The sequence below is a fragment of the Akkermansia sp. BCRC 18949 genome (assembly GCF_045011645.1).
GTDB lineage: Bacteria > Verrucomicrobiota > Verrucomicrobiia > Verrucomicrobiales > Akkermansiaceae > Akkermansia > Akkermansia massiliensis.
Genome location: NZ_CP123619.1, coordinates 1,855,317 through 1,878,436, shown reverse-complemented (window position 1 = coordinate 1,878,436; position 23,120 = coordinate 1,855,317). Strand labels below are relative to the sequence as shown.

Below are 23,120 nucleotides of genomic sequence, written 5' to 3'. Positions count from 1 at the left end.
TCAAAACATGATCGACTCTCAAACACTCATTGACGCTGAAAAACTGGTGCTTTCCCAGGCTATGGACGGCACCCAGGCATTTACGGACTTCCGGGACAAAGGCATTTCCCGGCAGACATTCAGCCTCCCGGCACATCAACAGATTTGGGCTGCCCTGGAAACCATTGCCAAGACAGGAGGAACCGTGGATGCCCTGACCGTCATTGCTCACTTGGAGGCCCAAGGCCAGCTTGACGCCGTAGGAGGGCACGCCGGGGTGGTAGAGATTGCCACCTATGGAGCCCTTGCCCGCTACAAAACAGACGCCGCGCTGGAAATGGTCACGGAAGCCGCAAAAAAGCGTTCTCTGCTTGCTTTTGCGGGCCAGGTAGGAGAATACGCAGTTGACCAATTCAAAAGCGCGGAAGAGGTTCTGGACGAAATCGAACGCGGCATGTCCTCCCTGCGGGACAAATGCGGCGTCAAGCAAACCGAAACCATCCGCGGAGCGGTGGGCTCCATCATCGAAAACCTGCAATGGCGCATGAAGAACCCCGGCGCCATCAAGGGGCTGTCCTCCGGGTTCCGCCGTCTGAATCTGACCCTGGACGGGTTGCAGCCCGGCGCCATGATTGTGATCGCCGCCCGGCCCGGCGTCGGGAAAACCGCTGCCCTGGTCAACATCCTGACCAACATCTGCCTGGAAGGAACCCCTGTGGGAATGTTCAGCCTGGAAATGCCGAAAGCCCAGCTTTTGGAGCGCATTCTTTACGGCATGGCCGGCATCAATTCCGACGACATTCGCCGCGGCAAGCCGATGACGGTCGGACAGCAACAGCATTTCACGGCTGCCGTGCGGAAAATCACGGATGCCCCGCTGCACATCGACGATGAAAGCGCCCTGACCATCGAAAAAATCAAGGCCCGCGGGCGCCGGATGGTAAGGGAACACGGTGTCAAGTGCATCGGGGTAGACTACTTGCAGCTTGTGCGCTCCACGTCCCAGCAGGCCCGCGGGAGCCGGGAACGGGAAGTCTCTGAAATCTCGGCTGGCCTGAAGGCTATGGCAAAAGAGCTGAATATTCCCGTCCTGGTGCTGGCCCAGCTCAACCGCGACGTGGAAAAGCGTCAAGGCAAGTCCCAGGGAAAGCCGGTTGTTTCCGACCTGCGCGACTCCGGATCCATTGAACAGGACGCGGACCAGATCATCATGATCCACCGGCCCGGGATGTATAACCCGGACAAGCACGCGCCCACAGAAGCGCAGTGGATTATTGGCAAAAATCGCTTTGGGCGTATGGGGCATATCCCGTTCAAGTGGACGGCCGAGTTGACGAAATACGAAGAAGAATCTACCACCAACAACAAATGAGACCCCCCAAACCATCCCTGCGAAAGAACAAGCCGACGCGGCGCGGAAAGCCCGGCTCCTACAAGCTCCGGCTGACGCTCCTGGTAGACCCCAAAAAGAACGGCAAGCCGACAATCATCATTGCCAACTACAGCCCCGCCGCACTGGAAGCTCATTTAGGCCCGGCCATTGTTTCCCGCATCCATCTATGCGGCACCATCATCACGTGTGATTGGCAATCGTACAGAGAGATCAACTACCATCCCAGGAAATAGCCCCTGGAATCTCGTATAGCCCCTGGAATCTCGTATAGGGCTATTCATCGGGAAGTCCATGTCGCATAATCATCTCCATAAGCAAAACAGTAGAAGCGGGGCTTTCCGTTTTTCCACTGAGCCACTTCCAAACGATGGTCTCTGAGACACGAAGTATCTGGGATGCCTTTTTGACGGCGGATGTTTTGTTGGCGAGCTGATACCGAGCCTGTACCCAGGCGATAAATTTCTGTGCATTTACATCGGCAGTTTTTTTATCCTCATTGGAGCTTTTATTGATCATGGGGTTTTCAATACGTTTCACCACGATTGATATTTCTGGCAGAAAGTTTTTCCGGATCCATCTTACAATCGTGGACTCTTTTAAGGTTTTTTCCCTGTAGGTGGTTTTAATCCACTCCACAAATTCTTTCGTAGTCATAGCGGGGAAGGGACGACTTTCGCCGCCCCTAGAGGTTATTTAGCGAGCTTCAACGCGGGAAGCGTCCTGCGTCCAGTTGAGGTTTTCTCCATCAATTTCTTCGCCCGTCATTTGTTCAAAGGTCATGAAGATTTTAACCTTGTTCCCTTCTGCATCATAGCCGGGAGCAGACCATTCTTCCATGTAGCTGCCGTCCTCGTATTTGTCCGCGTAGGAGCCAGGGAAAACCCTGTTGGTGTATTCCATTTGGCGCGTTGCATAGTAAGTCTTGCCTTCAAACTCGTAGCTGCCGAATTCACGTTCAAGAGCAGTCAGGTTGATTTCTTCTCCGTCTTCCGTGGTGATGATTTTGTTATCGTTCATTGTCTTGTTCTTTCTAGTTTTGTTGTTTGGATTATGTCTTCGTTCGGTCCCTTACCTCCCGTCAACAAAATTAAGTTACTATAAAATTTATAGTAACGCAAGAGAAAAAATGAAAAAAGTTATCATTCCGTTTTTGCTTGCGGCCTGGCGCAGAATATGAGAGAAGGGATTCGTTCTTTCTAGGAACACGTCAGCCCTCCGGGGCTGTGGATTAAAACGATCACAAGATCAGCACGAGCGGAAACGCTCATTCCCTTAAAAAGGGCGGTTCTTCGGGGCTGCCCTTTTTTATTCCTTCGGGACGGCAGGGGCGGCAAGTACCCGCCATCCGGCGCCGCTGCCATGTCCACTTTTGCGGAAGCGTTGTGCAGCACAAACCAGGAGCTTATAGACCTTTTTCCCCTTTTCTTCGCCGTACCGGTCTATCATGTAGAGTTTGAGATTCCGAGCCGTGACTTTCTCTCCATCCGGGGATTCCAGCAGCCATATCTTTGCATGGCAATTTGTCTCAAATTTCCCTGTTCTGGGGTGCTTCCTGGGGCCGGGAACTCCCCGATGCTTGCAAGCCTCCTGAAAGGCTTCTGACGTGATTTTCCGCCCCTTCTGGGCTGCATTCGCGCAAGGATAAGAGCAATGTTTCCGCCGAAAGAGTTTTTTAGCGCGGAATTCCTTTCCGCACACGGGGCAGGTGATAGTTTCCCAGGCGGCGTCATAGTGTGCCTTGAGGCAAGCGCGGGAGCAGTATACGCTTTCCCGCGCTCCGTAGCGCGGCGGAACATCCTTGCCGCATATAGGACACTTTTTCACAAAATCTGTATATGTGAGAGGGTCAGATTTGTCAATGGGCCCAGAAAGGAATGAACAAACAGAGTGCTTGATTTGCTAGCTACTTGTCCTCTAGAGTAGACCCGCAGGAAAAAGAAGCAATCACCTACCGCCAACAAGAAAATAGGACGGCCCAGCCTCTATACGGAGGCATTAGCCGACGAGATAGCCTCCCGTTTAGCCAACGGGGAAACGATGAAGTCCATTTGCTCGGACGATCACATGCCGGAGGTTTTAACTGTCTGGAGATGGAGGCACGAACGGGAAGAGTTTTGTAAACTCATTCAACGCGCGCGGGAAGCGCAGTCAGAAGCCATGCTCGACGAGTGTCAGTCTTTGTCAGATGCCGCTGCCCAGGTTGCCCTCGACCCCGAATGCGGATCCGCCTCCGTCGCTGCCAAGAAGCTCGCCATTGAAACGCGGCTGAAAGTGGCCGCCCGCTTCGCCCCGGAGAAATTCGGCGACCGAGTCCGGCAGGATGTAGCGGGCGTTCCTGGGGCGCCCTTGGAACGCAAGATCACCCTGGACCCCGAGCAGCTGGCCCAGCTCCAGGAAGACGAGAAAACCGCGCTGGAAACCATCGCCGGCAAACTCAATCCGTAGTACATCAGGCCATATCTCCCCGTCAGCTTCTTCCTTCGCCACATCCTCCGCCTGGATCCCTATCCCTGGCAGGTGGAGGCCATCAAGGCGCTATCCCTCGGCAAGATTGCCCTGGGCGGGAAAAGCGTGGCTCTAGTGGCTCCCAACGGATCGGGTAAGACCAGCAACTGCATTGCGCCGGCTATCCTGTACTTTCTCACCTGTTTTCCGCGGGGACAGGTCCCCGTCACATCCTCGTCCTGGATACAGGTGGAAAAGCAGCTTTTTCCGGCGCTGCGCCGCTATATGGACAATCCCTTTTTTGCGGGCTGGACCTTCAACAAGACGGAAATCCGCACGCCCGAAGGCGGCTTTGCCGTGGGGTTCTCCACCGACAATGCCGGACGCGCGGAAGGATGGCACCCGAAAATCTCGCCCGACGTGGACCCGGTTTTTTACGTCCTCGACGAAGCCAAGACCATCCCGGACCCCATCTTCACCGCGGTTTCCCGATGCACACTCTTCCACGCATTCATCACCTCGTCGCCGGGTGCAGATTCCGGTACCTTCTACGATTGCTTCCACAAAAATTCATCCCTCTATTACAAAATCCGCGTCAAGTACGAGGACTGCCCCCATATTGAGATCAACGACCCAGGCAAGGCAGAACGCATCAAAAAAGAGTACGGAGAGCAATCCTCTTTCTACCGCTCCGCCATCCTCGGAGAATTCACGGACCTAGACGGACAGTCCGTCATTTCCCGCCGCTCCCTTATGGAGCTGTTCAATAACCCGCCTCCCTTTTTGGACACCGGGGAGACCTGCGGCGGCTTTGACTTCGCCGCCGGCGGAGACGAAAACGTCTTTGCTGCCGGGCACGGCAACCGATTCTTCATTGCTGATCACTGGGCAGACCCGGACACCGTCGGAGCGCGGGGACGGTTCCGCCGAAAGGCCGTCGAGCTCGGTATTCCAGCCGACCGCATCTTCGCGGATGGCGACGGGTTAGGGCTTCCCATCATTGACGACTTCCGAGCCGAAGGATTCCCGGTGCACTCCTACCGGGGCGGATTTCCTTCCGACGATACGCAGGCCTTTGTCAACCTCCGCGCCCAGGCATGGAGAGCATTGGCACGTGCGATCGAGGAAAAAGAGCTCATCCTCGACATTGATGAGGACACCATTGAGCAGCTTGTCGCGCCGCGCGTCCAGACGGACGCGATTGGCCGCGTCAAAATCGAGAGTAAGGAGGACATGGCGAAGCGCGGCGTCCGCTCTCCCGACCGTGCCGACGCGCTCGTCATGGCCTGGCACGCGCGCCGGCACAGCGGGCTTGTCCGGGAGCTTGGAGCGTGGTATGCCAGACATCCGGCACAAAAACGCGCTATCGGCAGATATTAGGGTTGACAATACATCAACATATCTATATGTGTTGATATATATTCAATCGCAGGGTGGTGAAACGGTATCATATGAGGTTCCTGTCCTCATGTCGGAGGTCCAACTCCTCCCCCTGCAACCAACCTTTTCCTTTCCTCCCGCCGCAGGTTTAACGCCGTCCGAAATATCCTCAACGCCCCGAAGCTGGTCGCCCAACAGGAGACCAGAATCAAGGAACTGGAAACAGACCTCGCCCGGCAAGCCTTGACGGACCGGAGCCGCACTCCTGGCCGCCCTCAATGGTTTGAATACTGGGACCCTCTTCAGGGCGCCGGCTTGCAAACACTTATCGATGCACGCAACGAAGCCAGACGCGGCGCCTTTGCGCGGCAAATGCTCATCTGGGACGAGGTTATCTACTCGGACGGACTTCTGGGCATGCTCTACTCCCGGTTAATCGAAAGCGTTTCCATGCAGGGCTGGAAGATTGACGCCGCGGACGACAGCCCGGAAGCCCAGCAGCAGAAAAACGCCCTGGAAGAATTCTACAACTCCGTCAACGGACTTCAGCAGTCCTTCGGGCATCTGGCCTCCGCTCTGTTCTACGGCTACGCCCACCTCCAATATATTGAGGACGCCTGGGGCCGGAGGTTTGAATTCATTCCCCAGCGTTACTGGGTGCGGCCCGGAGAACTGAACGAATGGCAGTTCAACCCCCAGTGCTACATTGGCGTTGACACAGGCGAAAGCGTAGAAGACGAAACACTCGTCGTGATGGAGCACCGTTACCCCATCCTGTTCCCTGCTTCCCGCGCATCCTTTGAGCGCAACCACGCCAAGATGGTCTGGGACAACCACATGGACCGCTACGGCTCCGCCCCGGCCATCATTGAAGCTCCTAGGGAAGCAAGCGCCGCCGTTATGGATGCCCTGCAACGTGCGTGCGAAGAGCTTAAATCGGGAGCGTCAATTGTTACACCTCCCGGATCAAGGGCGGAACCCCTCAAAGCGTCCTCCATCAACGAAAACTACTTCCTCTCTCGCATCAACATGGCCGACAAGGATCAGGTGCGGTTTGTGATGGCAGGAACCTTGACTGTTCTGAATGAATCGGGTTCCGGCACGCTGGCCGGGTCTGCCCATACGGACAGCTGGAACTCGGTGGTCTCCGCCGTGTGCTCCAAGGTGGCGGAAGCTTTTAACGCCTCCATCAGCCCGCTGGTGCTGGGAGACGGCGAACCGCTGGCCCGCCTCCAAATCACCTTTGACACCGTTCAGACGCCGCTGCAGAAGGCCGAGGAAATTGCCGCTCTTATGGATGGAGGCGTCCGTCCCGAGAAAAACGAAATCGAGAAAAAGATCGGCATGTCCATCGGAGACACAAGGAAAACCGCTCCCGCAGCGGCTGCCGTCAACCGGGAACCGGAAGGCGCGCGCATCCCGCCCGACGCCTACGAACAGCTGCAGCAGCTCATTTATACCGGGCTCATGAAAGGATTTAGCGATGATCAGTACCAAACAAATCAATGACCTGTCCAATCCCGCCAACGGCTGGTTCCACGTCGAGAAAAGCGGAGATCATGAGGTCGACTACGGCGAGGGGCCTGCGGTGCTCCGCATAGACGAGCAGGCAATCAAGTCCATGGTGGACGAATTCAACTCCCGCACCTTTGACGGGCCCGGCATGCTCATTGACGGCGACCACTTGAGCCATGACCTTTCACGCGACACTCGTGCTCTCGGATGGCTCAAGCGGCTAGACACCTACCGCGATCCTTCCGGCGCGTTGGAGCTGTACGGCTTCATTGAATGGACGCCGCGCGGGCAACAAATGTTGGCCGACAAAGAATATACGCAATCCTCCACTGAGTATGGAGAGGGCATGACCTTTAACGACGGCATTTACCACCCGTCACGGCTGGCCGGCTTCGCCCTGACCAACCGGCCCCGCATCAAGGGCAAGCGTCCTCTGGTCAACCGACAGACTTCCCCCGCCTCCACAGAGGCCGGGGGCGAACAACAAAGCCCCGAACAGGGGGAAAACAACCCAGAAACCAATATGGAAAACGACGATAGAGAATATCCGTCCAAGGAAATGGACAAGGCCCAGCGGGCCCTGTTCGATTCCATGCTTGACAAGCTGGATGTCGAATTTGACGGCACCGACGACATGAGCAGGGACATCCTCGGACGCCTCGATGAACTGCTCTCGCTGGAAAAGCGGGAGAAAGACCACGTGAACGCCGAAGTGGACGCCGCCGTCAGCACGTATGAAAACGAGCTGGACGAGGAAGAACGCAAGGAATTCACGGAAGAACGCCGGGAAGAGCTGAAAAACTCTCTCCGGGAAAGTCCGGCCGCACTGGGCGCCTTTGTCAAGGCTCTCAATCGGTCCGCGAAGTCAAAGCCGCCCCATGACGTTGTTGACGAAAGCCTCCGAAATCCAACTGGGAGAACGTCCTTGAACCGCCGCGCCACCCAGGCGCCGCCCAATCCGTTCCGCAAAAAGGAATCCATCGACGAATTACGGAACCGCGTGGACGAATTGATGAAGGGCGGCATGAAGCGGTACGATGCCTTCCAGAAAGCCACCGAAGAAGGCTACATTGCAACCTCCGAACGATAACCCCAACCTGATACAAACCAATGCCATCACTCAATGTAACCCAGAAAAGCGCCATCGTCTATTTCAACACCCCGGAGGGTGTTGACCTGTGCGGACAGGAAGGAACCGTCGTAGCGCTGACCGCCAACCCGGACATCCCCGAGTTTATCGGGACGCCGTTGTCCGCCATCCCTACGCAGACGCAACTGCTCGGCGTAGTCCTGCAAGGGCAGCCCAACCAGGGAACCTGCGTCGCCGCCCTCGTCGGCATGTATGCCGGCCTGATCAAGGCGGCTCTTTCCGACACGCCAGGCACGATCAACGCCGGAACGCCCCTCACCATCACGGCCAACGGAGCATGGAAGGCCGCCGCCAGCGGTGAAACCGTCTATGCCCGCGTGATTCACGCCCAGTGGGAACAGGGCATGGTGGAAATCGGCTTCGTCCCCTCCTACCAGGTCGCGGCTGCGTAACATCAACCCCAACCAATAGAAAGACCAAAAAACAAGGGCTACTCCATTTTGCTCAGCCGTCCAGTTCACCGATATCCTGACCGCCTACTCAGCCGGCTCCGGGAATACCGAAGAGAACTCCATTATCAGCCGCATCGCGCCGATCGTCCCGGTCTACGACCTTAACTTCCAGTACAAGGTATGGGACACGGATTCGGCATTCACGGTCCAGCCAATCCAGGTGGGACCGGGCGAGCCTCCCCGCCAGACCGTCCTGCGCGGCAGGAACGAAACCGACACCCTTCAGGGTTACGGCTTGACCTTGCCGATTCCGGATGCCTTGCTGGGCGTCAACCGTGAAAAGGCGCAGGCTATCACCCTGGCGGAATACAAGCTTATCGAATCACAGTTTGTGACCTCGTATGAGTATGAACGCGCCAAGCTCATCACCAGCCAGCTGCCTGCCGCAGCCGGGTACGGGGACTGGGCCAACGAACAGAAGAACCCGCTGGCGGACCTCGACAAGGCAATCCTGTCCATCAATGCGGCTACCGGACGCATGCCGAATACCATCGTCTTTGGCATCAACGCCTGGCAGCTCCTGCGAGCCAACCCCATTGCCAGACAGGTGGTGTCATTCAACAGCGTCGGCCTCTTCAATGAAGACCTGCTCCGCAATGCGCTGATTCGGCCCATCAGGGATATTTACATCGCAGCCATGCCCTACCGCGACGCTTCCGGCGACGCCAAGACCATCATGGAGAACGAAGTCTATGTCCTGTACAAAGAAGAATCCCCGACGCAGTTCGACGCCTCTGCCATCAAGACGTTTGGCTTGTCCGGCAAGCTCCGCCGCGAAGTCATCACGGAATACAAGCCGACTCCCGCTCTGACGCTGGTAACCAACCGTGTCTACTCGCTGACCAAGCTGACCAACCCGTCCGCCATCGTCCGCATCGACGCGACGGCCACGGCTTAACCCACGCCAACCCGCCTCCATCATGTCCGCCTTTCCCGCCTGGTCCACCATCACTACGGATGAAGCCGACCGACTCCTCGGCCTCAACACTGCGGAGCGCGACGCCCTGGTGAAAGCCGGGGAGTTGCGCAGCCTGGACTACCGGGACGTCATGATGGAGGCGGTCAACGATGTCTGCATGACCATCCGCGGGGCGCTGGCCAACAACCTCGCCCTGCGGCAATCGCTGCAGAACAGCGGGATGTACGACATCCCGCAGAGCATGCGCTCCCTGGCGTGGCCGCTGATCATCCGGCAGCTCTACCTGCGCTACCAGATCAACCTGACCGAAACGCGCCAGAAGGCAGCCGAATCGGCTGATGAGATGCTGGCCCGCTATGCACGCGGGGAAATGCTGCCGGAAAGCGTGGACGGCTCCGCACCCGCGGACCCCGCCTACATGATGCCGCGCTACACGCGCCGCCCCTGGTTCAACCCCATGCGAAGCACCTACCGATGATGACCGCCGCCCAGATGGAGATGATCGCCAACGACTACGCCGAACGCGCCTTTTTCGTGTCCGGCGTGGAGCCCGGCGTTATCCTGTCCGACTTTGAGGACAAGGCCGACAAGGTCGCTGCCGGCGCCTTGAGCTACGAAGAAGCGCAGCAGGCCATCCGTGAAACCCTGCGCCAGCAAGGCTATCGTCCTCCGGAGACAGGGCAGGGCGGCATTCAGGATTTGTCCTCCTGGCTCCGCATCCAGGTCGTCATGGAAACCAACGCGGCCATGGCCCACGGGTATCGGAACTGGTACAACTGGACACAGGACGACAGCACGGCCGCCTTCAAATTTTACCGCTCCCAGGGCCGGGAGGATCCCCGCTACTGGGCCGAACGCTGGAACCGGGCCAGAGCCGGATTGGAAGAAGAAGCCACGGAAGCGGTATCATCCGGCTTCATCCGCGGCGAGATCGTCGGCTATGCGCTGGCGTCCTCCGATATTTGGGTGCGTCTCTCGCGGTTCGGCACGCCTTACCCGCCCTTTGACTACCTGTCCGGCATGAACATCGCCCCCGTGGGCGCCGAAGAAGCCCGCGCGGCCGGGCTAGACGTGTCGCGCGTCCGTCCTGCTCCTGCCAGCTTCAACGCCACATTGGAAAGCAACGCCAAAGGCGTGACGGAATCCAACAGGAACAGGATCCGCCGCATCCTAAAAGACGCCGTGCGTGTCAAAACCGAGAACGACCGCAATACCACCTTTGCCTACACCGACCCGAACGGGACGCGCCCTTACACGGACGCGGAACTGGCGGAAGTCCTGTCCGGGGATTTCCCAGAAGAGATCCCCCTGCGTCAGGCCCAGGCGTTCCGTCTGGCGGCAGCCGGGGGAGCCGTGGCCGGAACGCTGGCATCACTTTACCTCGACCGCCTGCTGGACCGTCTGGCTTCCGAGCCGGAAGGTGATTGGTACGCCCGGCCCGCAGACGTGGCCGCCGCGTCCTCCCGCCAGTATATCCCCGTTTCCCCAAAGGAAGAGGGGGAATTCACCTATCCCATTACCTCCGGGCACGTCAGGAAAGTGGAAGACGTCGCCGGAGCCCTCAATGTGGAACTGTCAACCCCTTACGTTTTACCCGTCAAATGGCTGTAACCGTCCACATCGACCAATCCGCGATTAACCGCGCGTTTGCCGACATGGCGCCGTCCGCCGCCCTGCACAAGACCGCCATCCGCAAGGCGGGCGTTGCCCTCAGTCTGATGATTCAGCAGACCTTGCGCCAGCAGGGCAAGGACTACTACGACGCCGCGGCGGACGCCACCAGCATGGAAGAAACCGCCGAAGGCGTCAGCGTCTCCATTGCCTGGCGCGGCATCGGCCTGCACTGGATAGGCACGCAGGGCTACCTGGGCGGCCCGCTGCGGCCCACCGGACGCACTTCGGAAGTCACCGGCAAGCCGATTCAGAACCTCGCCATCCCCACCATCAACGCGCCACGAGGGCATGGAGGGACCCGAAGCATTTACAGCGCAGGCTTCCGTAAAGAGGACTTGCAATTCATCCCCTCCAAAAATGGAGGACGGAATGGAAATGTAACCGGTGTCCTGATTCTCAAGACGGCCCAGTCCTCCACCGGGAAGAAAGCGGCCCGCAAGCTTTTCCGGCAGGGAGCCAGAACCGGCGACGTGCTCTACGTGCTGTGCCGTGAAGTCACGATCCCGCCAACGCCGGGCATTCTCCCGACGATGGACCGGATGGCGCAGCGCGCCGCGGAAACTTACCTCGCCAACATCGGAAATGCATCATGATCCCATCCATCGACCAAACCATGTGCCGGCGCATCATTGAACGCCTCAAGAGCCTGGGAGCGCTGAACTGCCACATCTTTGAACGGCCCTTCGACCCCCAGTACGCCGCCAATGACATCATCATGTCGGCCATGGGAAACAACGGCGTTGTTCTGGTGTGTCCCGGAGAAGCTGCCGAATACCAGGACGGGCACGGCCAGACCGCCGTCCCGACCATGTGGCGGCAGTATTTCATCATCGCCGCCATTTATCACAACGCATCCCTGTTCCCGAAAGAATGCCTGACGCCGGATTACTATCTGCGCGCCCTGGGCGACCTGATTGAGGAAACCCTTTGGGACTGGAACCCTTTTCCCTTTGCCGCTTCCGCCTCCATGAAAGGAAAGGTCAAGGGCCGCTTCGCTTCCTCCGCCCGCATTGACGGAGAGGAACGCCAAATGAACGTTTTGACCGTGGATTACCGTGTCCCGGTCAACATCAACATAAGAAACCATCCGAAATTCGATGAACACACCCACAACTGACAAGAAGGCCGTGCGGAAGAGCGTCCCTAAGCCGGTCGATCCCCGCGAAACCGCCGACAAAACGTCGGCAACGCCGAACGAAAAGAAGAAAACCACTGACAAGAAGGCCGTGCGGGTCATTCGCACCCGCGCCGAACTGGACGGAGGGCTGATTCTCAGCCTCTCCATGAAAACCGACACCCCGGAACTTCCCGCGCCCGTCGCGGAAGCTCTGGCAACCCTCAACCTTGTTGACATCAAATGAGCAAAGCAACTACATCCAACACCGAACCGGAGAAGAAGACGGAGCAGGCCGCCGTCATCGACACGAATATCCTCATCCTCGCCAAAGAAGTGAGGATAGGGCGCTCAACCTTCTTGAAAGGGGCGCGCATCCGTGCTACAAAAGAACTCGCCGATAAACTGGAAGCCGACGGCAAGGCATCCATCATTTACTAATCATTTCCAGCATCAGGGCTACTACATACAATCCCACCTTTTCTAACCGCAACGTCACGCCGCAGATTACCGGCGTTCTGGCGATTTTCCTCCCCGACGGCATCAAGGTGACCGAAGACGGGGGAGTTTCCTACGTCACCGGGCCGGACCAGTTTCCGACGCCTCCCACGGCTCCGCCCGCCGATCCGACAGCCGGGCCTGAACAGCCCTGGGTGAGTTTCGGGCTTTTGGGGGCTTTCCAATCCGTCGCCACACAGGTCGAAGGGGAAGTAACGCGCTTTTACGGCGGCAATCTCGGCTACCGTCAGCAGCGCAAGAACACCACGACCGGCAAGCGGTTGACGTTCACCACACCGGACATGTCACCCGAATATTTCCAGCTGGCGTTCGCGCTGGGAACTGCTCCCGCCAACGGCGAGGAATCGACCACCGTCGGACACGGAGGCGACAACAAGATCGAAGGATATCTTCATTTCTGGTACCAGAACGATGTAGGAACCATCTATCTTGTTGGAACCGCGCATGGCGCTTTGCGCCTGCTGCAGGACCCCGAGCACACCACGGCGATTGCTTCACCCCAGTTCGAATTTGAAATGGATTACCGCGGCCAGTACAAGTTCACGCCCTCCAATGTGCAGGACGTGACGCCGGCCCCGGGCTCCTGACGTGTTTCACAAGGGGGCGCCGCGCGCCCCCGCATCCTCCTTTTTTTTCAGGCAACAGGCAGGAAAATATGACATCCGGACAGTCACGGGGCTCAACCAGTCACTGGTCGTGCGCGTGGTGGATTTCCAGGGGGATCCCGTCGATATGGGCGGCGTCACCCTGCGCGGAGCCGTTCGCCTCAAGACGGGTATCGCCGAGTTCGGCTTTTCCCGTGACGACGAGGGCAACGGCGTGATTTCGTGGGCCTCGGTGCCCGCGGGCATGTGGTCCTACGATGTCTTCATGGATGACGGAAACGAGGAAAGCCCGCTTCTCTACGGATGCTTTGTTTCTTCGGGCCGGGTGACGCCGGACTTGCCGGACGAGCAGCAGGCGGTAGCGGGTGCGGTCGTCGTGCAGCTGCCGGAAGGAAGCGGATGCGTGCAGGTGGTGCTTGATAATGCGTCAAGCGCCGCCTGGTACGCGGAGCAGGCCAAGAAGTACGCCGAGAATTTCAATCTTTCGGTGGACCGGGTCACTACCGGCGAACCTGGCACTCCTGCCGCAGCGGAAGCCGTGAAAGGCACGGAAGCGGGTTCTTATCTGTTGTCGTTTACCATCCCCAAAGGAGACGCCGGCCCCGAAGGCCCTCAGGGTCCCAGGGGTGACGCAGGGCCTCAAGGCTCTCAGGGTCCCAGGGGTGACGCAGGGCCTCAAGGCCCTCAGGGAACTACCGGAGAGCAGGGACCAAAAGGCGACATTGGAGAAACCGGACCGCAGGGTCCTGCCGGCCCGCAAGGACCCGAGGGGCCGGAGGGTCCCCAAGGGCCCCGTGGAGAGAAAGGAGATACCGGGGATGTTAATCCGGACGGTTCTTATAACTGGACGCAGCCGCAGACCTACGACGCCACGATCACCGCAATCGAAGGAGTCCGTGTGCCGCTGCCCGCCACAGGGCAAAATGCCATTTCCTATGAGGGAATGATAACCCTGACGGCTGCCGGCCAATGGAGCCGCACCAACTATTTTCTGGAATCCGTCATTCCGTCATGGGTGACTGCCTTGGTGGAAGCCCAGTCGTTGAGCACAAGCTACGCAATTGCTACCGCTAACGCCTCTCTAAAAAAGGGAGTATTTAATAACGACTTGTGCGATATGGTATTAACCATGACGGCGGCAGGGGGTGTTTCTGTTATCGGCAAATCCACGGGATCATGGAAATTTGCCAATTACATGGGCAACAATAGAAATAACGAATATGCTGCCGCTTGCGTCTGGCGGATACTTGGCTCCGACAAGGTGTCGGTTCTCTTGGGCAGCACTGCCCAGGGGTACGCTACGACTACCGATCCGCTGGCGTCCTGCTATTCACATCCTGTGCACTGGGTGGATTATGCCTGGGATAATGCAAATTACAGGTATCCGCAAAACAATACAGTCAATGGAGCGAGAGGGGGCGACAATGTGCCGGCGTATCAGATCACTACCTACCCTATGGGGTATCTGGGGAGCAATAAGTCGGCCTTGATAAGGGGAACGTTTTACGGACCCCTCAAGGTAGATTCCCATTATGTTTGGGCATTGGCTCCGGCTTTTACCTACGTCTCCGCGGCCATGACGCCACCCAACCCCGATGACCAGGGGATTTACAATCGCTGGGCTTTGTTTGTGGACAAGCAATATGTAATGGATATGGCTTCCTCCTTTTGGGGTGCCGGCAACACAGCATGCCTTACAACCAAATTCAAGGCGCACGAAGTCAGCGGGACTTATCAGGCGGGCCTCCGTATGGGAGGGATAAGGATAGACAATGCACCCTCACTGGGCATAACCAACTCCTGGGTCCTCATGAAGGACACGGTAATGGAGGGTGTGACGCCTAAACCAGTTCCAGAAGTAACGGCTTCTGCGCAGGAAGTTCCGGCCTCTGGCGGCGAGGTGACATTGACGGTGTCTTCCACCCTCTCCGAAGCTATCTATGTGCTGAACGATACCATGTGCGGACATGACCCCGCCGCTGTGTGGTGCACGCAATCCTCTGAAGAAATAGGGTCCGGCGGCGGCCAGGTTGTCCTGACGCTGGCGGCCAACACGACTGGACAACCGCGGCAGGTGTGGGCGTTTGTTGGCCACCATTACGCCGAGGCCGCCGTTGTAGAAATCAACCAATTAGCGCAATAACACCATGCAAGAGATACATTTACAGTTCCCTAAGCCCGGACAGTGGAACGAATTTGTTATGACCGCCAGATTTCCAGACAATAACGGCTTTGTACTCTCCCTCTGCTATACACAAGCGGATATACCCGCCGACCAAGCCCCGGCCTTGAAAGCAGCGGTGGCCGCGATCGCCGGCATGGACGAGGACTGGCAAGCGGTGCAGGTTTGGGTGCGGTGCAACTGGGTATTCCAGGCGCCGACTGGAGATGCAGACAATTACCAGTCCACAGAGGCGGTGATCCTTACGGTTGAGGCCGTCAATGCGGATGGTGGGCGCCGGACATTCACGTCTGCGGACTACCCGGAATTCATCATCACGGACCCCGCCGCCGTGGCATTTTTCAAATACTTCACCAATAACAACATAATCATATGACTACTAATAATCAATGCAATCATGCCGAGGCGATAGCCAAGGAAATGTACAACATGTACCAATCCGCCATATCCCACGCCCCGAAAGAAACGGGCTGGGAAGATGAACCGGCCTATGTCAGGCAAGCGTGGTATCACGTCGCAGACCAGGCCCTCACCATCATCGGCAAGCACGCCGTTGAGGACATCAAAGACTATCTCGGCATCAAGGCTTCCGGGGCTTCCACCTGGTGGAAAAAAGCTCTCCTGGCTTTGGCTTCCGCCGCTGTGGGGATGCTCGGCTTATCTCTCTTCCAGGGCTGCGGGCACTCCGTAGACGTGACGCCAGGACGCACCGAGGTCTGCAAGGACGGTTCCTGCCTCGTCATTGAGCAGGGGCATATCTCCTATTCCCAGGCCCAGCCCAAGACGGAAGTTGAGCCCGTGGTGCAGGTAATCCCCAGCAAAAAATAACCATGTGCAAACTCTCCGAAGTACCGGCGCGTTTCCTGGATTTTGCCAAGGCTTCACCCATGCTTGCCTGCGTCATGCTGTCGTTGGTCATTTGCGGCGGGGCGTGCTGGTACATCGGAGATGTCATGGGACATCACAACGACCGACTTTGCGATCTGATGACGATGCAGACGCAGGCCCAGGTAGAGACGGCAAAGGCTATTCAGCTTCTTGCCGTCAGAATAGAGAATATCGAGCGGAAGCTTGAAAAATAGTCAACTGTAAAGTTTTTCTTACAAGTTCATACATATTAATAACCAATCAATTAAAGGAGAATACCCAGGAAAATAGCCATTGATATAGGCCATGCCAACAACACCGGAGCCCGTGGAAACAGGCTTGAAGAACACGCCGTAGCAGCGACGATTACGGAACGCCTCGCGCCTATGCTCAGAAAGCTGGGCGCCCAGGTGGACGTAATTGACTTTCCGGCCCAGAGCAACACGGACGACCTGAACGCCACCATCAAGGCCGCCAACGAAGGCGGCTACGACTTCGGGATTTCCCTGCATTGTGACTCATCGGATAATGTGCAAGCTCACGGCGCCCATGTGTGCTTCTATCCCGGGAGCGTTAAGGGAAGCCGGCTTGCCATGTGCATCGCGGAACCTCTTGCCCGGCTGCTCCCAGGACGGGCCAACACCGTGCAGTCCCGTCCGGGGCTGGCCGTCCTGAAAAGGACGCGCTGCCCGTGGGTGCTGTGCGAATGCGGCTTTATCACCAATCCTGAAAATGCCGCCCTTATGAAGGACCATCCCGAAGCCATTGCGGAAGCCATTGCGGAAGGAGTGAAGGCCTATTCCAAGCTGTAGACGATCATGATCTACGAGGCCCCATACTCCGCATGGTACGTTTCCGGAGCCGGAAACACGCTCCAACTCCTCAACCTCTGGGATGCCACGCCGGAGCCTCCCCGGTTCGGCGGAGACATAGAAGTCTTTGAAACGTCCCTGGTGGACGGCACGAGGGCTTTTGCGGAAGGATTGGGGTCTGCCGTAGAACACCGCACCTTTGCCTTTTACCGCTGGTTTAAGGACTACGAAGAAATGGCCAGGTATCAGGAAAACCTGGCTGTCTGGATGGCAACCAACCAGAACGGCACTCTGTACATGCAGTTTGCCGACCAGCCTCAATGGAGATTCACGTCCGTCCTTGCCGGCTACCAATTTGAAACGGAGAACTTCATTCCTCCTCCGTCGCCGGAAGACGGTTATTTGTGTCTGCTGGTATCCATCAACATGACGCTCACGGACCGGGTTCCCGACAATTCAGCCTGGGTGTTCTCCGTGACTCCTTCCTCGGTTTCCGTCCCGGCTGCCGGCGGACAATATGCGTTCTCCGTCGTCTCCTACTTCAACCCGGGCGAAATCGGGCAGGGCTGGAAAGCCTTTGAGAACGACGGCATCTCCATCTCCAACATCATCAACGGCAACAATGGCTCCTTCCGGGTTACAGTGCCTCCCAACGAAACTACGGAAGAAAAAAGCATTTATCTGACAGTTTCCCAGGACGGAACCGGAATCGCTCCTCTCATTGAGATCACCCAGGCGGCATCCACGCCCCAGGAGAAAACGGTGGGCTCTCCCGTCTTCCTGGAAGGGGATCCTGCCAAGATTGCCGCCTTGGGAACGTTTAACTGGCGGCAATACCGGATGAAGTGGGGAGAACAGGTAGACGGTGATCCGCCGCCGGCAGCCTCCATCAAATCCGTCACCGTGGCCCGCGGGAGCGCCAACAACATCAGCACTGCCCTTTCGCTGTACGTCCTCAATGAGGATGGGTCCACCACAACGCTGCTGGCTACCAGCAACGCCGCGGTTAATGACGCCGCCAGCCAGCAGGCGACATTCACCTTTCCGACGCCGCCCAAAGTGGAAGCCGGGATGCAGCTCATCTTCCAGCCCGGCGCCGTCGTATACACCAAAATTGAGAATATCGCGGCCTACGATTGGGGCGGCATTGCCTATCGGCCTTATCCGGCCGCAATCACCACGCCTGCCGTGATGCCGGCCATGTCGCTGGACGTCGAATACATCGGATAACAACACCTTTTCAACATACCACCAATCATGACTGACCAATCCACTCAACCTGAAAACGGCATGGAACGGCTTTTCGGAGAATTTGCCGAAGCCTGCCTCAAGAACCCCTCCCTGGACCAGGCGACGCGAGCCTTGCGGGAAAGCGTCTTTGCCGCTGCCGGACAAGCCGGCGTCAACCCCTCCGAAGCCTTCGGCATCATCTTCCGGGATATGATGATGCTTGAATACTTCCAAAAACGCGTGGACGACGCCCGCGCCAGCCTCGCGGACGGGAAACTTCCTGCTTTCGCCATCGAAGAAGTCAACACTCAACGATAACCCCTTATCAATTCCACCATGGCTACCAAGAAAGAAATCGAAATCAAGCTCAAGTCCACGCTGGACGGAAAAGGCGTAGAAGAAGCAAAGCAGAAGATTGACTCCCTGAATAAATCCACAGACCAGCTCGACAAAGGCAGTCAAAAGGCGACCAAGAGCATCAAGAACATGGGGCAGAGCACCTTACAGGCGGCCTACTTCTTCGATGACCTGCAATACGGCATCAAGGGCATCCTGAACAATATTCCGGGCCTTGTAATAGGCTTCGGCGGCGGGGCGGGCCTAGCCGGCGCTCTCTCCCTCGCCACGCTTGCAGGCGCGAAGCTCTACGAGTGGCTTTCCTCGACGGAAGAGAAGTCAGTTGATTTGACTAAAAAACTTGAAGAAGAAAGAGAGGCTTTCAAAAAGTTAAAAGAAGAAGTTGGTGAAATTTCTCGGCAAAACAACAATGAACAAATATTACGGGCGGCAATAGATAGTGCAAAAAAAATAGCTGATTATCGTAAAGAAGAAGCTAACGCATTAAAATATTCTTTGGATTATCGTAAAGAGTTGATTGCTTTAGAATCTGGAATTAATGACGATGAAGCAGAGATCGCCCGCCTAAAAGTAGAGGAAGATTTTGCTAATGGGAAATTAGGTGAAGGCGCCGAGGCTGAGCGTCGAAGAGCTCGCTTGTTAGAAGGCATCGAATTAGATAGCCGCGCAAGAAGGAGAAATGAAAGAGAAGAATCAGCAAAATTAGATGTGTCCGACGCAGTCAATAAGAGAATTGATGCAGCTCGTACCGCAAGAGAAGCTCAAGAGTCACTCCAAAATGCAAAATCTAATTCTTACGATATCATGTCTCTTGAAGAAAGAAGGGCGTCAGAAGTTTCTTTAAGTGAAATGAGAAAATCTTTAATAAATGATTTATATGGAGCTTTAAAATCGTATAGAGATAAAGAAAGAGATTCCGGAGCCTTACGATATAGGAATGTAAGTGATAAATCTATTTATGATACAGCTAATGAGTTTGTAAATGGAGAAGAAATTTCAAATAAATTGGTGTATGCATTGCTCGATAAATACCGACCTAGCGACGCAGAATCTAGAAGAGCAAAAATATTTGATATTCAAGGAAACATAGAGAGAAGTGACATTTCTCTTCAGGATAAAGGTTTTAATTTGGGTGATATGACTTTTGGAGATGGAGGTTATTTGAATGCCTATAAATCTTATGCTGAAACCGTAGAAACTCTTGAAAAAGAATATGAAGAATCGGAAAAGTCTTTAATATCAGCAAAGAATGATGAAGAAATAGCAACGCGAAAGCTATCTGATGTAAAGAGAAAAAACGCCTCGGAAGCCGCTGTTGATATACAACGCGGTAGGACGTCTCAAGCTCAGGAGAGAAGGCAAATCCGTGAAGAAACAGAAAAAGAGGATACCGAGAATGAAATCGAAGGCAGAAAAAAAGAAATAGAAACCAAAAAAGATGCTCTGAAGAAGAATAAGGATAATTTTTCTGCTGAACTGGAGCGTTTAGTTGTTGCTGCAGGGGAGTCTGCCAGTGAGCAACAGAAAGCGATGGTTAGAGCCGCTTCGGAGGCTATTCGGAATCAGGTTAAAAACGCCTCGGCAGATGGAATAATTGACTCAGCAGAATATACACAAATAGGAGTTGCCTTTAGAGATGCTTTGAGGCAGCAAGGAATTCAAAACACCTCAATTCTGAATGGACTTACCACAAATATGAAACAAGCTCTTTCCCTTGTTAATCAACAAGCGGCAGAATTAAGAGTTCAGCAGGCACGAATCGATCAGTTAACTCGAGAGCTAAAACAAGCTCAAAATAATATTGGAGGATTACGGCGCAGAAAACATTGAAGAAAAATTATCATGATGTATGATGTTGCCATGAAATATTTCTACTTCTGCGGGAATGTTGTCAAAGGCCCCATATCATTCAGGCAACTACAAATTTTAATTAAAAATCATGTCATAGGACCTGAAACATTAATTTGCGCAGAAGGAACAAATAAATGGTTCAAGGCTGATGAATTACTAAGGGAAAGCAATAAAACAACTTATTCTACTAAGAAACTTCCAAATCGCAAAGAAAGTAATTCTTTTCTTTCCACAGTCCTTATATTTCTCGCAACCCTATCGATAGGAGGGGGCTTCATTATGGGGATTGTAAGTTTTGAAGCAGGGTTAATTGGTATTGGAATGGGTTATATTCTGGGAGGTGCCGTAGTGGCTGTACTTTGGTACACGCTGTATATTTTACTTGCCAAAAAATAAATAAAGCCGGGAAAAGAGATTGTCAAAGACAAGCAAAAAAACAGTAGCCTGAAACACAGACAGAAGAATATTGTCAACAACCAACCAAATTCTCAAGCAGCAGGAACCATAACATTACCATAGATGACTTGCTGGCTCTCAAGCCATCAAGCCTCACGCACGATCAACAGAGCTTCTCCACGTCCACCATTACGGCAGTTTACCCCGTCAGGACGCTTGGGGAAACTTTGCCGTACAAGCAATTCGATACCGTCACCATCTCCCAAAACGGACAAGTCATCCTAGTGGGGCTGGTGTCCAATATTGAAAAAGTATACAGCGGCAGCCAGCGGTCCTGGAGGATTGTTTTTTCCGACCCCTGGTATTACCTCGCTAATTGCTATGCCTTGGAAAATGGATGGCAGCCGACGTTCGGGCTTTTCCCCCGTAAAGGCGTAGAGGGTATTATTCCCAAGGTCAACCTGAGCGGCGCTTTGTCCAGCGTGCTTGACATGGCAAAGCACCACCCAGCCAGCTATGAGCTGCGCATCAGAGACGACAAGCAGCTGATACCGTGGAATGCATCCTGCGACACTCTTCAAAGTCTGCTGCAGTCCATCCGGCGCTGGTCTCCGCGTATGGTCAGTTATTATGACTATACGGGAGAGAAACCGAAACTCATCATTACGGACTACGATTCTCTCGACCCTATTTCCCTGCCGCTGCAACCCTCCGCCACAGTCAAAAGCATAGACGTATCACTGTCACCGCGAGGCGACCTTGTTCCCCCCTGTGTTGCGATTGTGGCAGAATCTACCGGCAGTTCAGGCTATCGCGTCTCCTACCTTTCCAAGTACCCGTCGGACGGCGACCCTACGCTGCCGCATTCGATCGTCTATCGCGTCTCCTCTGACTTTTATTTCTCCAATTACAATGAGTCAGGCGGTTCCGCTTCCGAACCCCAGCCCGTAAAGACTTCCAGATCCGGCAGCTTGGCTTATCAGAAGATGATTGTCAAAGGGCGCCGCATTGACGCTGCGGACATGATCAACAGCTTTTGGGCACACCATTTCCCGTGGATGAAAGACATCCCGGCAGGGCAGCTTGTGACCTATTCCGACCGGGTCGTCACTCCCAAGGCATGGGAAGGCACGGAAGAGGAAAAACCCAAGGGGTACGACACCACGGCAACCGCATACGAACTTACAGACGGGCAGATTCACACAAAATCCCTGCGCCCTAAATGGTGCAATACCACCATCAAGCAGCGTCTAGCCATTCCGGAAAATGCCCCGGCCAAGTGGAGAGAAAAATTTAAGAACATCGGAGTAATTGGAGGAGGAGACACGCCTTGTTTCTGGCAGGAATTTTTCCGTGGACCTGGTGACACTCGACCGCCCCAATGCTACCTATCCGATTGACGGCATTTATAACGGCGAACAGCCGTCAAACGATGAAGACGGACCCTCTACCGGACCCAATGACGGAATACCTTATGCCGACATAGCAAGAACGGTGTGGGAATCCATGCAGGAACTTCCCTATGACGGGTCTATCTCCTTTGCGGCTCGCGGGGGGGCTCAATACTGGCAATACATGGGGCGCCGTGTTTCCTTGCTTGGCGGCAATCCGGAATGGGAAACTATCAATACCATGGTGCAGACCGTAAGCCGTGACTTGCAGACCAACGTTATTGAACTTTCCTACGGCTCTCCGTCTCAACTTGGAATCGAAGATTTACTTGAGCTTAATGAAGTGAATGTTATTTCAGATGCCTCTTCCGCGTTGGAAAACATGCAGGGAGCGCCGGAACCAATTGACCTGACCTACGACCCCAAGCCGGAATCTCCGACCATTGGACAACAGATTACGACCGCCACCGGGTCTGAAGCTCCTGCGCCGGAATACGGCTTCCAGGTGCGCCTGACCAAGGACACAGAAGGAAACATCACCGATGCTCGCATCAAACCCGGCGCTCTCTACCTCAACGGCTCTCTCTTGGGATTCTACCCGACCGGAGACGGCGGCTCCGGCTCCTCCTGGGTGAAACTCCCGATGACCAGCGGGGAGGTCTGGATAAATGTCCACTTCGACCAGGACGCCAAGTTAACCAGCGCGGAAATGTCAGGCATACCGGGAACGGTGTACCCGATCATGCTCGCCCGGGAAAAACCCGGCGTCAACTTTGACTATGCTTTTCAGGTTGCCGACATCAACGAAGACCAGGTCACGCAATACGCCCTGGGCATGATCCAGATCCCGGTCTTCGGAGGCACCTTCTACCCCTACGGACCAGCTTAA

General features: G+C 55.5%; 28 protein-coding genes and 1 tRNA gene. 27 read left to right on the top strand and 2 right to left on the bottom strand.

The window, feature by feature from the left end; genetic code table 11:
• Positions 1-7: 7 nt before the first annotated feature.
• Positions 8-1,351, top strand: a complete 1,344-nt coding sequence (locus P8A25_RS07840; RefSeq protein ID WP_404838639.1) for a replicative DNA helicase — start codon at positions 8-10, stop codon at positions 1,349-1,351.
• Positions 1,348-1,605 (top strand): hypothetical protein, encoded by a 258-nt coding sequence (locus P8A25_RS07835; RefSeq protein ID WP_404838638.1) that lies wholly within the window; start codon positions 1,348-1,350, stop codon positions 1,603-1,605. Before P8A25_RS07840 ends, P8A25_RS07835 begins: the two co-directional genes overlap by 4 nt.
• 40 nt (positions 1,606-1,645) lie before the next feature.
• Here the strand turns inward: P8A25_RS07835 and P8A25_RS07830 are convergent, their stop codons facing one another.
• Positions 1,646-2,026, bottom strand: coding sequence for a hypothetical protein (locus P8A25_RS07830; protein ID WP_404838637.1), 381 nt, complete (start codon positions 2,024-2,026; stop codon positions 1,646-1,648).
• 39 nt (positions 2,027-2,065) lie between these two features.
• Entirely contained in the window at positions 2,066-2,389 is a 324-nt protein-coding gene (locus P8A25_RS07825; protein ID WP_191230138.1) for a hypothetical protein, read from the bottom strand.
• Positions 2,390-3,337: 948 nt separating this feature from the next.
• On the opposite strand from P8A25_RS07825, the gene P8A25_RS07820 reads away from it, so the two are divergent.
• The 25 genes from P8A25_RS07820 to P8A25_RS07700 all read left to right on the top strand — a co-directional run bounded on the left by P8A25_RS07820 (position 3,338) and on the right by P8A25_RS07700 (position 23,120).
• Positions 3,338-3,817 carry a hypothetical protein gene (locus tag P8A25_RS07820; protein WP_404838804.1) on the top strand — a complete coding sequence of 160 codons (480 nt, stop codon included), beginning with the start codon at positions 3,338-3,340 and terminating at the stop codon, positions 3,815-3,817.
• Positions 3,818-3,889: 72 nt separating this feature from the next.
• On the top strand, positions 3,890-5,197 hold the full coding sequence (locus tag P8A25_RS07815) for a hypothetical protein (RefSeq protein ID WP_191230140.1): 1,308 nt from the start codon (positions 3,890-3,892) through the stop codon (positions 5,195-5,197).
• Between the two features lie 47 nt (positions 5,198-5,244).
• Positions 5,245-5,318, top strand: a tRNA-Arg gene (locus tag P8A25_RS07810).
• Positions 5,319-5,512: 194 nt separating this feature from the next.
• A complete protein-coding gene (locus tag P8A25_RS07805; RefSeq protein ID WP_404838636.1) occupies positions 5,513-6,706 on the top strand; it encodes a hypothetical protein in 1,194 nt (397 codons plus the stop codon).
• Entirely contained in the window at positions 6,681-7,802 is a 1,122-nt protein-coding gene (locus P8A25_RS07800; protein ID WP_191230142.1) for a phage protease, read from the top strand. The genes P8A25_RS07805 and P8A25_RS07800 overlap by 26 nt, the downstream gene beginning before the upstream one ends.
• A gap of 20 nt (positions 7,803-7,822) precedes the next feature.
• Positions 7,823-8,254: a hypothetical protein gene (locus tag P8A25_RS07795; RefSeq protein WP_191230143.1), complete on the top strand. Its 432-nt coding sequence runs from the start codon at positions 7,823-7,825 to the stop codon at positions 8,252-8,254.
• A 220-nt stretch (positions 8,255-8,474) separates the two neighbouring features.
• The gene (locus P8A25_RS07790; RefSeq protein WP_404838635.1) at positions 8,475-9,212 is read left to right on the top strand and encodes a hypothetical protein; all 738 of its coding nucleotides are present in this window, start codon (positions 8,475-8,477) and stop codon (positions 9,210-9,212) included.
• A gap of 22 nt (positions 9,213-9,234) precedes the next feature.
• Positions 9,235-9,711, top strand: coding sequence for a hypothetical protein (locus tag P8A25_RS07785; protein ID WP_191230145.1), 477 nt, complete (start codon positions 9,235-9,237; stop codon positions 9,709-9,711).
• Positions 9,708-10,844 (top strand): hypothetical protein, encoded by a 1,137-nt coding sequence (locus P8A25_RS07780; protein ID WP_404838634.1) that lies wholly within the window; start codon positions 9,708-9,710, stop codon positions 10,842-10,844. The genes P8A25_RS07785 and P8A25_RS07780 overlap by 4 nt, the downstream gene beginning before the upstream one ends.
• A complete protein-coding gene (locus P8A25_RS07775; RefSeq protein ID WP_191230147.1) occupies positions 10,835-11,500 on the top strand; it encodes a hypothetical protein in 666 nt (221 codons plus the stop codon). The genes P8A25_RS07780 and P8A25_RS07775 overlap by 10 nt, the downstream gene beginning before the upstream one ends.
• Entirely contained in the window at positions 11,497-12,024 is a 528-nt protein-coding gene (locus P8A25_RS07770) for a hypothetical protein (protein ID WP_191230148.1), read from the top strand. The genes P8A25_RS07775 and P8A25_RS07770 overlap by 4 nt, the downstream gene beginning before the upstream one ends.
• Positions 12,005-12,268, top strand: coding sequence for a hypothetical protein (locus tag P8A25_RS07765; protein ID WP_191230149.1), 264 nt, complete (start codon positions 12,005-12,007; stop codon positions 12,266-12,268). Before P8A25_RS07770 ends, P8A25_RS07765 begins: the two co-directional genes overlap by 20 nt.
• Positions 12,265-12,462 (top strand): hypothetical protein, encoded by a 198-nt coding sequence (locus P8A25_RS07760; RefSeq protein ID WP_191230150.1) that lies wholly within the window; start codon positions 12,265-12,267, stop codon positions 12,460-12,462. Before P8A25_RS07765 ends, P8A25_RS07760 begins: the two co-directional genes overlap by 4 nt.
• Positions 12,463-12,569: 107 nt before the next feature.
• Complete coding sequence (locus P8A25_RS07755; protein WP_191230151.1) at positions 12,570-13,127, top strand: hypothetical protein; 558 nt, start codon at positions 12,570-12,572, stop codon at positions 13,125-13,127.
• 1 nt (position 13,128) lies between these two features.
• Positions 13,129-15,288, top strand: coding sequence for a hypothetical protein (locus P8A25_RS07750; protein WP_404838633.1), 2,160 nt, complete (start codon positions 13,129-13,131; stop codon positions 15,286-15,288).
• A 4-nt stretch (positions 15,289-15,292) separates the two neighbouring features.
• Complete coding sequence (locus P8A25_RS07745) at positions 15,293-15,703, top strand: hypothetical protein (protein WP_244060256.1); 411 nt, start codon at positions 15,293-15,295, stop codon at positions 15,701-15,703.
• Entirely contained in the window at positions 15,700-16,155 is a 456-nt protein-coding gene (locus P8A25_RS07740; RefSeq protein WP_244060255.1) for a hypothetical protein, read from the top strand. Before P8A25_RS07745 ends, P8A25_RS07740 begins: the two co-directional genes overlap by 4 nt.
• A 2-nt stretch (positions 16,156-16,157) precedes the next feature.
• Positions 16,158-16,409 carry a hypothetical protein gene (locus P8A25_RS07735; RefSeq protein WP_215832777.1) on the top strand — a complete coding sequence of 84 codons (252 nt, stop codon included), beginning with the start codon at positions 16,158-16,160 and terminating at the stop codon, positions 16,407-16,409.
• Positions 16,410-16,469: 60 nt separating this feature from the next.
• Entirely contained in the window at positions 16,470-17,006 is a 537-nt protein-coding gene (locus P8A25_RS07730; protein WP_404838803.1) for an N-acetylmuramoyl-L-alanine amidase, read from the top strand.
• 6 nt (positions 17,007-17,012) lie between these two features.
• A complete protein-coding gene (locus P8A25_RS07725) occupies positions 17,013-18,236 on the top strand; it encodes a hypothetical protein (protein WP_404838632.1) in 1,224 nt (407 codons plus the stop codon).
• Positions 18,237-18,263: 27 nt separating this feature from the next.
• On the top strand, positions 18,264-18,554 hold the full coding sequence (locus tag P8A25_RS07720; protein ID WP_191230155.1) for a hypothetical protein: 291 nt from the start codon (positions 18,264-18,266) through the stop codon (positions 18,552-18,554).
• Positions 18,555-18,572: 18 nt separating this feature from the next.
• The gene (locus tag P8A25_RS07715; protein ID WP_404838631.1) at positions 18,573-20,423 is read left to right on the top strand and encodes a hypothetical protein; all 1,851 of its coding nucleotides are present in this window, start codon (positions 18,573-18,575) and stop codon (positions 20,421-20,423) included.
• A gap of 30 nt (positions 20,424-20,453) precedes the next feature.
• On the top strand, positions 20,454-20,840 hold the full coding sequence (locus P8A25_RS07710; protein WP_244060246.1) for a DUF4339 domain-containing protein: 387 nt from the start codon (positions 20,454-20,456) through the stop codon (positions 20,838-20,840).
• Between the two features lie 128 nt (positions 20,841-20,968).
• On the top strand, positions 20,969-22,240 hold the full coding sequence (locus P8A25_RS07705; RefSeq protein ID WP_404838630.1) for a hypothetical protein: 1,272 nt from the start codon (positions 20,969-20,971) through the stop codon (positions 22,238-22,240).
• On the top strand, positions 22,194-23,120 hold the full coding sequence (locus P8A25_RS07700) for a hypothetical protein (protein WP_404838629.1): 927 nt from the start codon (positions 22,194-22,196) through the stop codon (positions 23,118-23,120). The genes P8A25_RS07705 and P8A25_RS07700 overlap by 47 nt, the downstream gene beginning before the upstream one ends.

Excerpts from the sequence above, each read along its gene's own strand:
- P8A25_RS07840 (WP_404838639.1), top strand. The coding sequence starts at position 8 with ATGATCGACTCTCAAACACTCATTGACGCTGAAAAACTGGTGCTTTCC.
- P8A25_RS07835 (WP_404838638.1), top strand. The coding sequence starts at position 1,348 with ATGAGACCCCCCAAACCATCCCTGCGAAAGAACAAGCCGACGCGGCGC.
- P8A25_RS07830 (WP_404838637.1), bottom strand. The coding sequence starts at position 2,026 with ATGACTACGAAAGAATTTGTGGAGTGGATTAAAACCACCTACAGGGAA.
- P8A25_RS07825 (WP_191230138.1), bottom strand. The coding sequence starts at position 2,389 with ATGAACGATAACAAAATCATCACCACGGAAGACGGAGAAGAAATCAAC.
- P8A25_RS07800 (WP_191230142.1), top strand. The coding sequence starts at position 6,681 with ATGATCAGTACCAAACAAATCAATGACCTGTCCAATCCCGCCAACGGC.
- P8A25_RS07795 (WP_191230143.1), top strand. The coding sequence starts at position 7,823 with ATGCCATCACTCAATGTAACCCAGAAAAGCGCCATCGTCTATTTCAAC.
- P8A25_RS07785 (WP_191230145.1), top strand. The coding sequence starts at position 9,235 with ATGTCCGCCTTTCCCGCCTGGTCCACCATCACTACGGATGAAGCCGAC.
- P8A25_RS07780 (WP_404838634.1), top strand. The coding sequence starts at position 9,708 with ATGATGACCGCCGCCCAGATGGAGATGATCGCCAACGACTACGCCGAA.
- P8A25_RS07775 (WP_191230147.1), top strand. The coding sequence starts at position 10,835 with ATGGCTGTAACCGTCCACATCGACCAATCCGCGATTAACCGCGCGTTT.
- P8A25_RS07770 (WP_191230148.1), top strand. The coding sequence starts at position 11,497 with ATGATCCCATCCATCGACCAAACCATGTGCCGGCGCATCATTGAACGC.
- P8A25_RS07765 (WP_191230149.1), top strand. The coding sequence starts at position 12,005 with ATGAACACACCCACAACTGACAAGAAGGCCGTGCGGAAGAGCGTCCCT.
- P8A25_RS07760 (WP_191230150.1), top strand. The coding sequence starts at position 12,265 with ATGAGCAAAGCAACTACATCCAACACCGAACCGGAGAAGAAGACGGAG.
- P8A25_RS07745 (WP_244060256.1), top strand. The coding sequence starts at position 15,293 with ATGCAAGAGATACATTTACAGTTCCCTAAGCCCGGACAGTGGAACGAA.
- P8A25_RS07740 (WP_244060255.1), top strand. The coding sequence starts at position 15,700 with ATGACTACTAATAATCAATGCAATCATGCCGAGGCGATAGCCAAGGAA.
- P8A25_RS07735 (WP_215832777.1), top strand. The coding sequence starts at position 16,158 with ATGTGCAAACTCTCCGAAGTACCGGCGCGTTTCCTGGATTTTGCCAAG.
- P8A25_RS07725 (WP_404838632.1), top strand. The coding sequence starts at position 17,013 with ATGATCTACGAGGCCCCATACTCCGCATGGTACGTTTCCGGAGCCGGA.
- P8A25_RS07720 (WP_191230155.1), top strand. The coding sequence starts at position 18,264 with ATGACTGACCAATCCACTCAACCTGAAAACGGCATGGAACGGCTTTTC.
- P8A25_RS07715 (WP_404838631.1), top strand. The coding sequence starts at position 18,573 with ATGGCTACCAAGAAAGAAATCGAAATCAAGCTCAAGTCCACGCTGGAC.
- P8A25_RS07710 (WP_244060246.1), top strand. The coding sequence starts at position 20,454 with ATGAAATATTTCTACTTCTGCGGGAATGTTGTCAAAGGCCCCATATCA.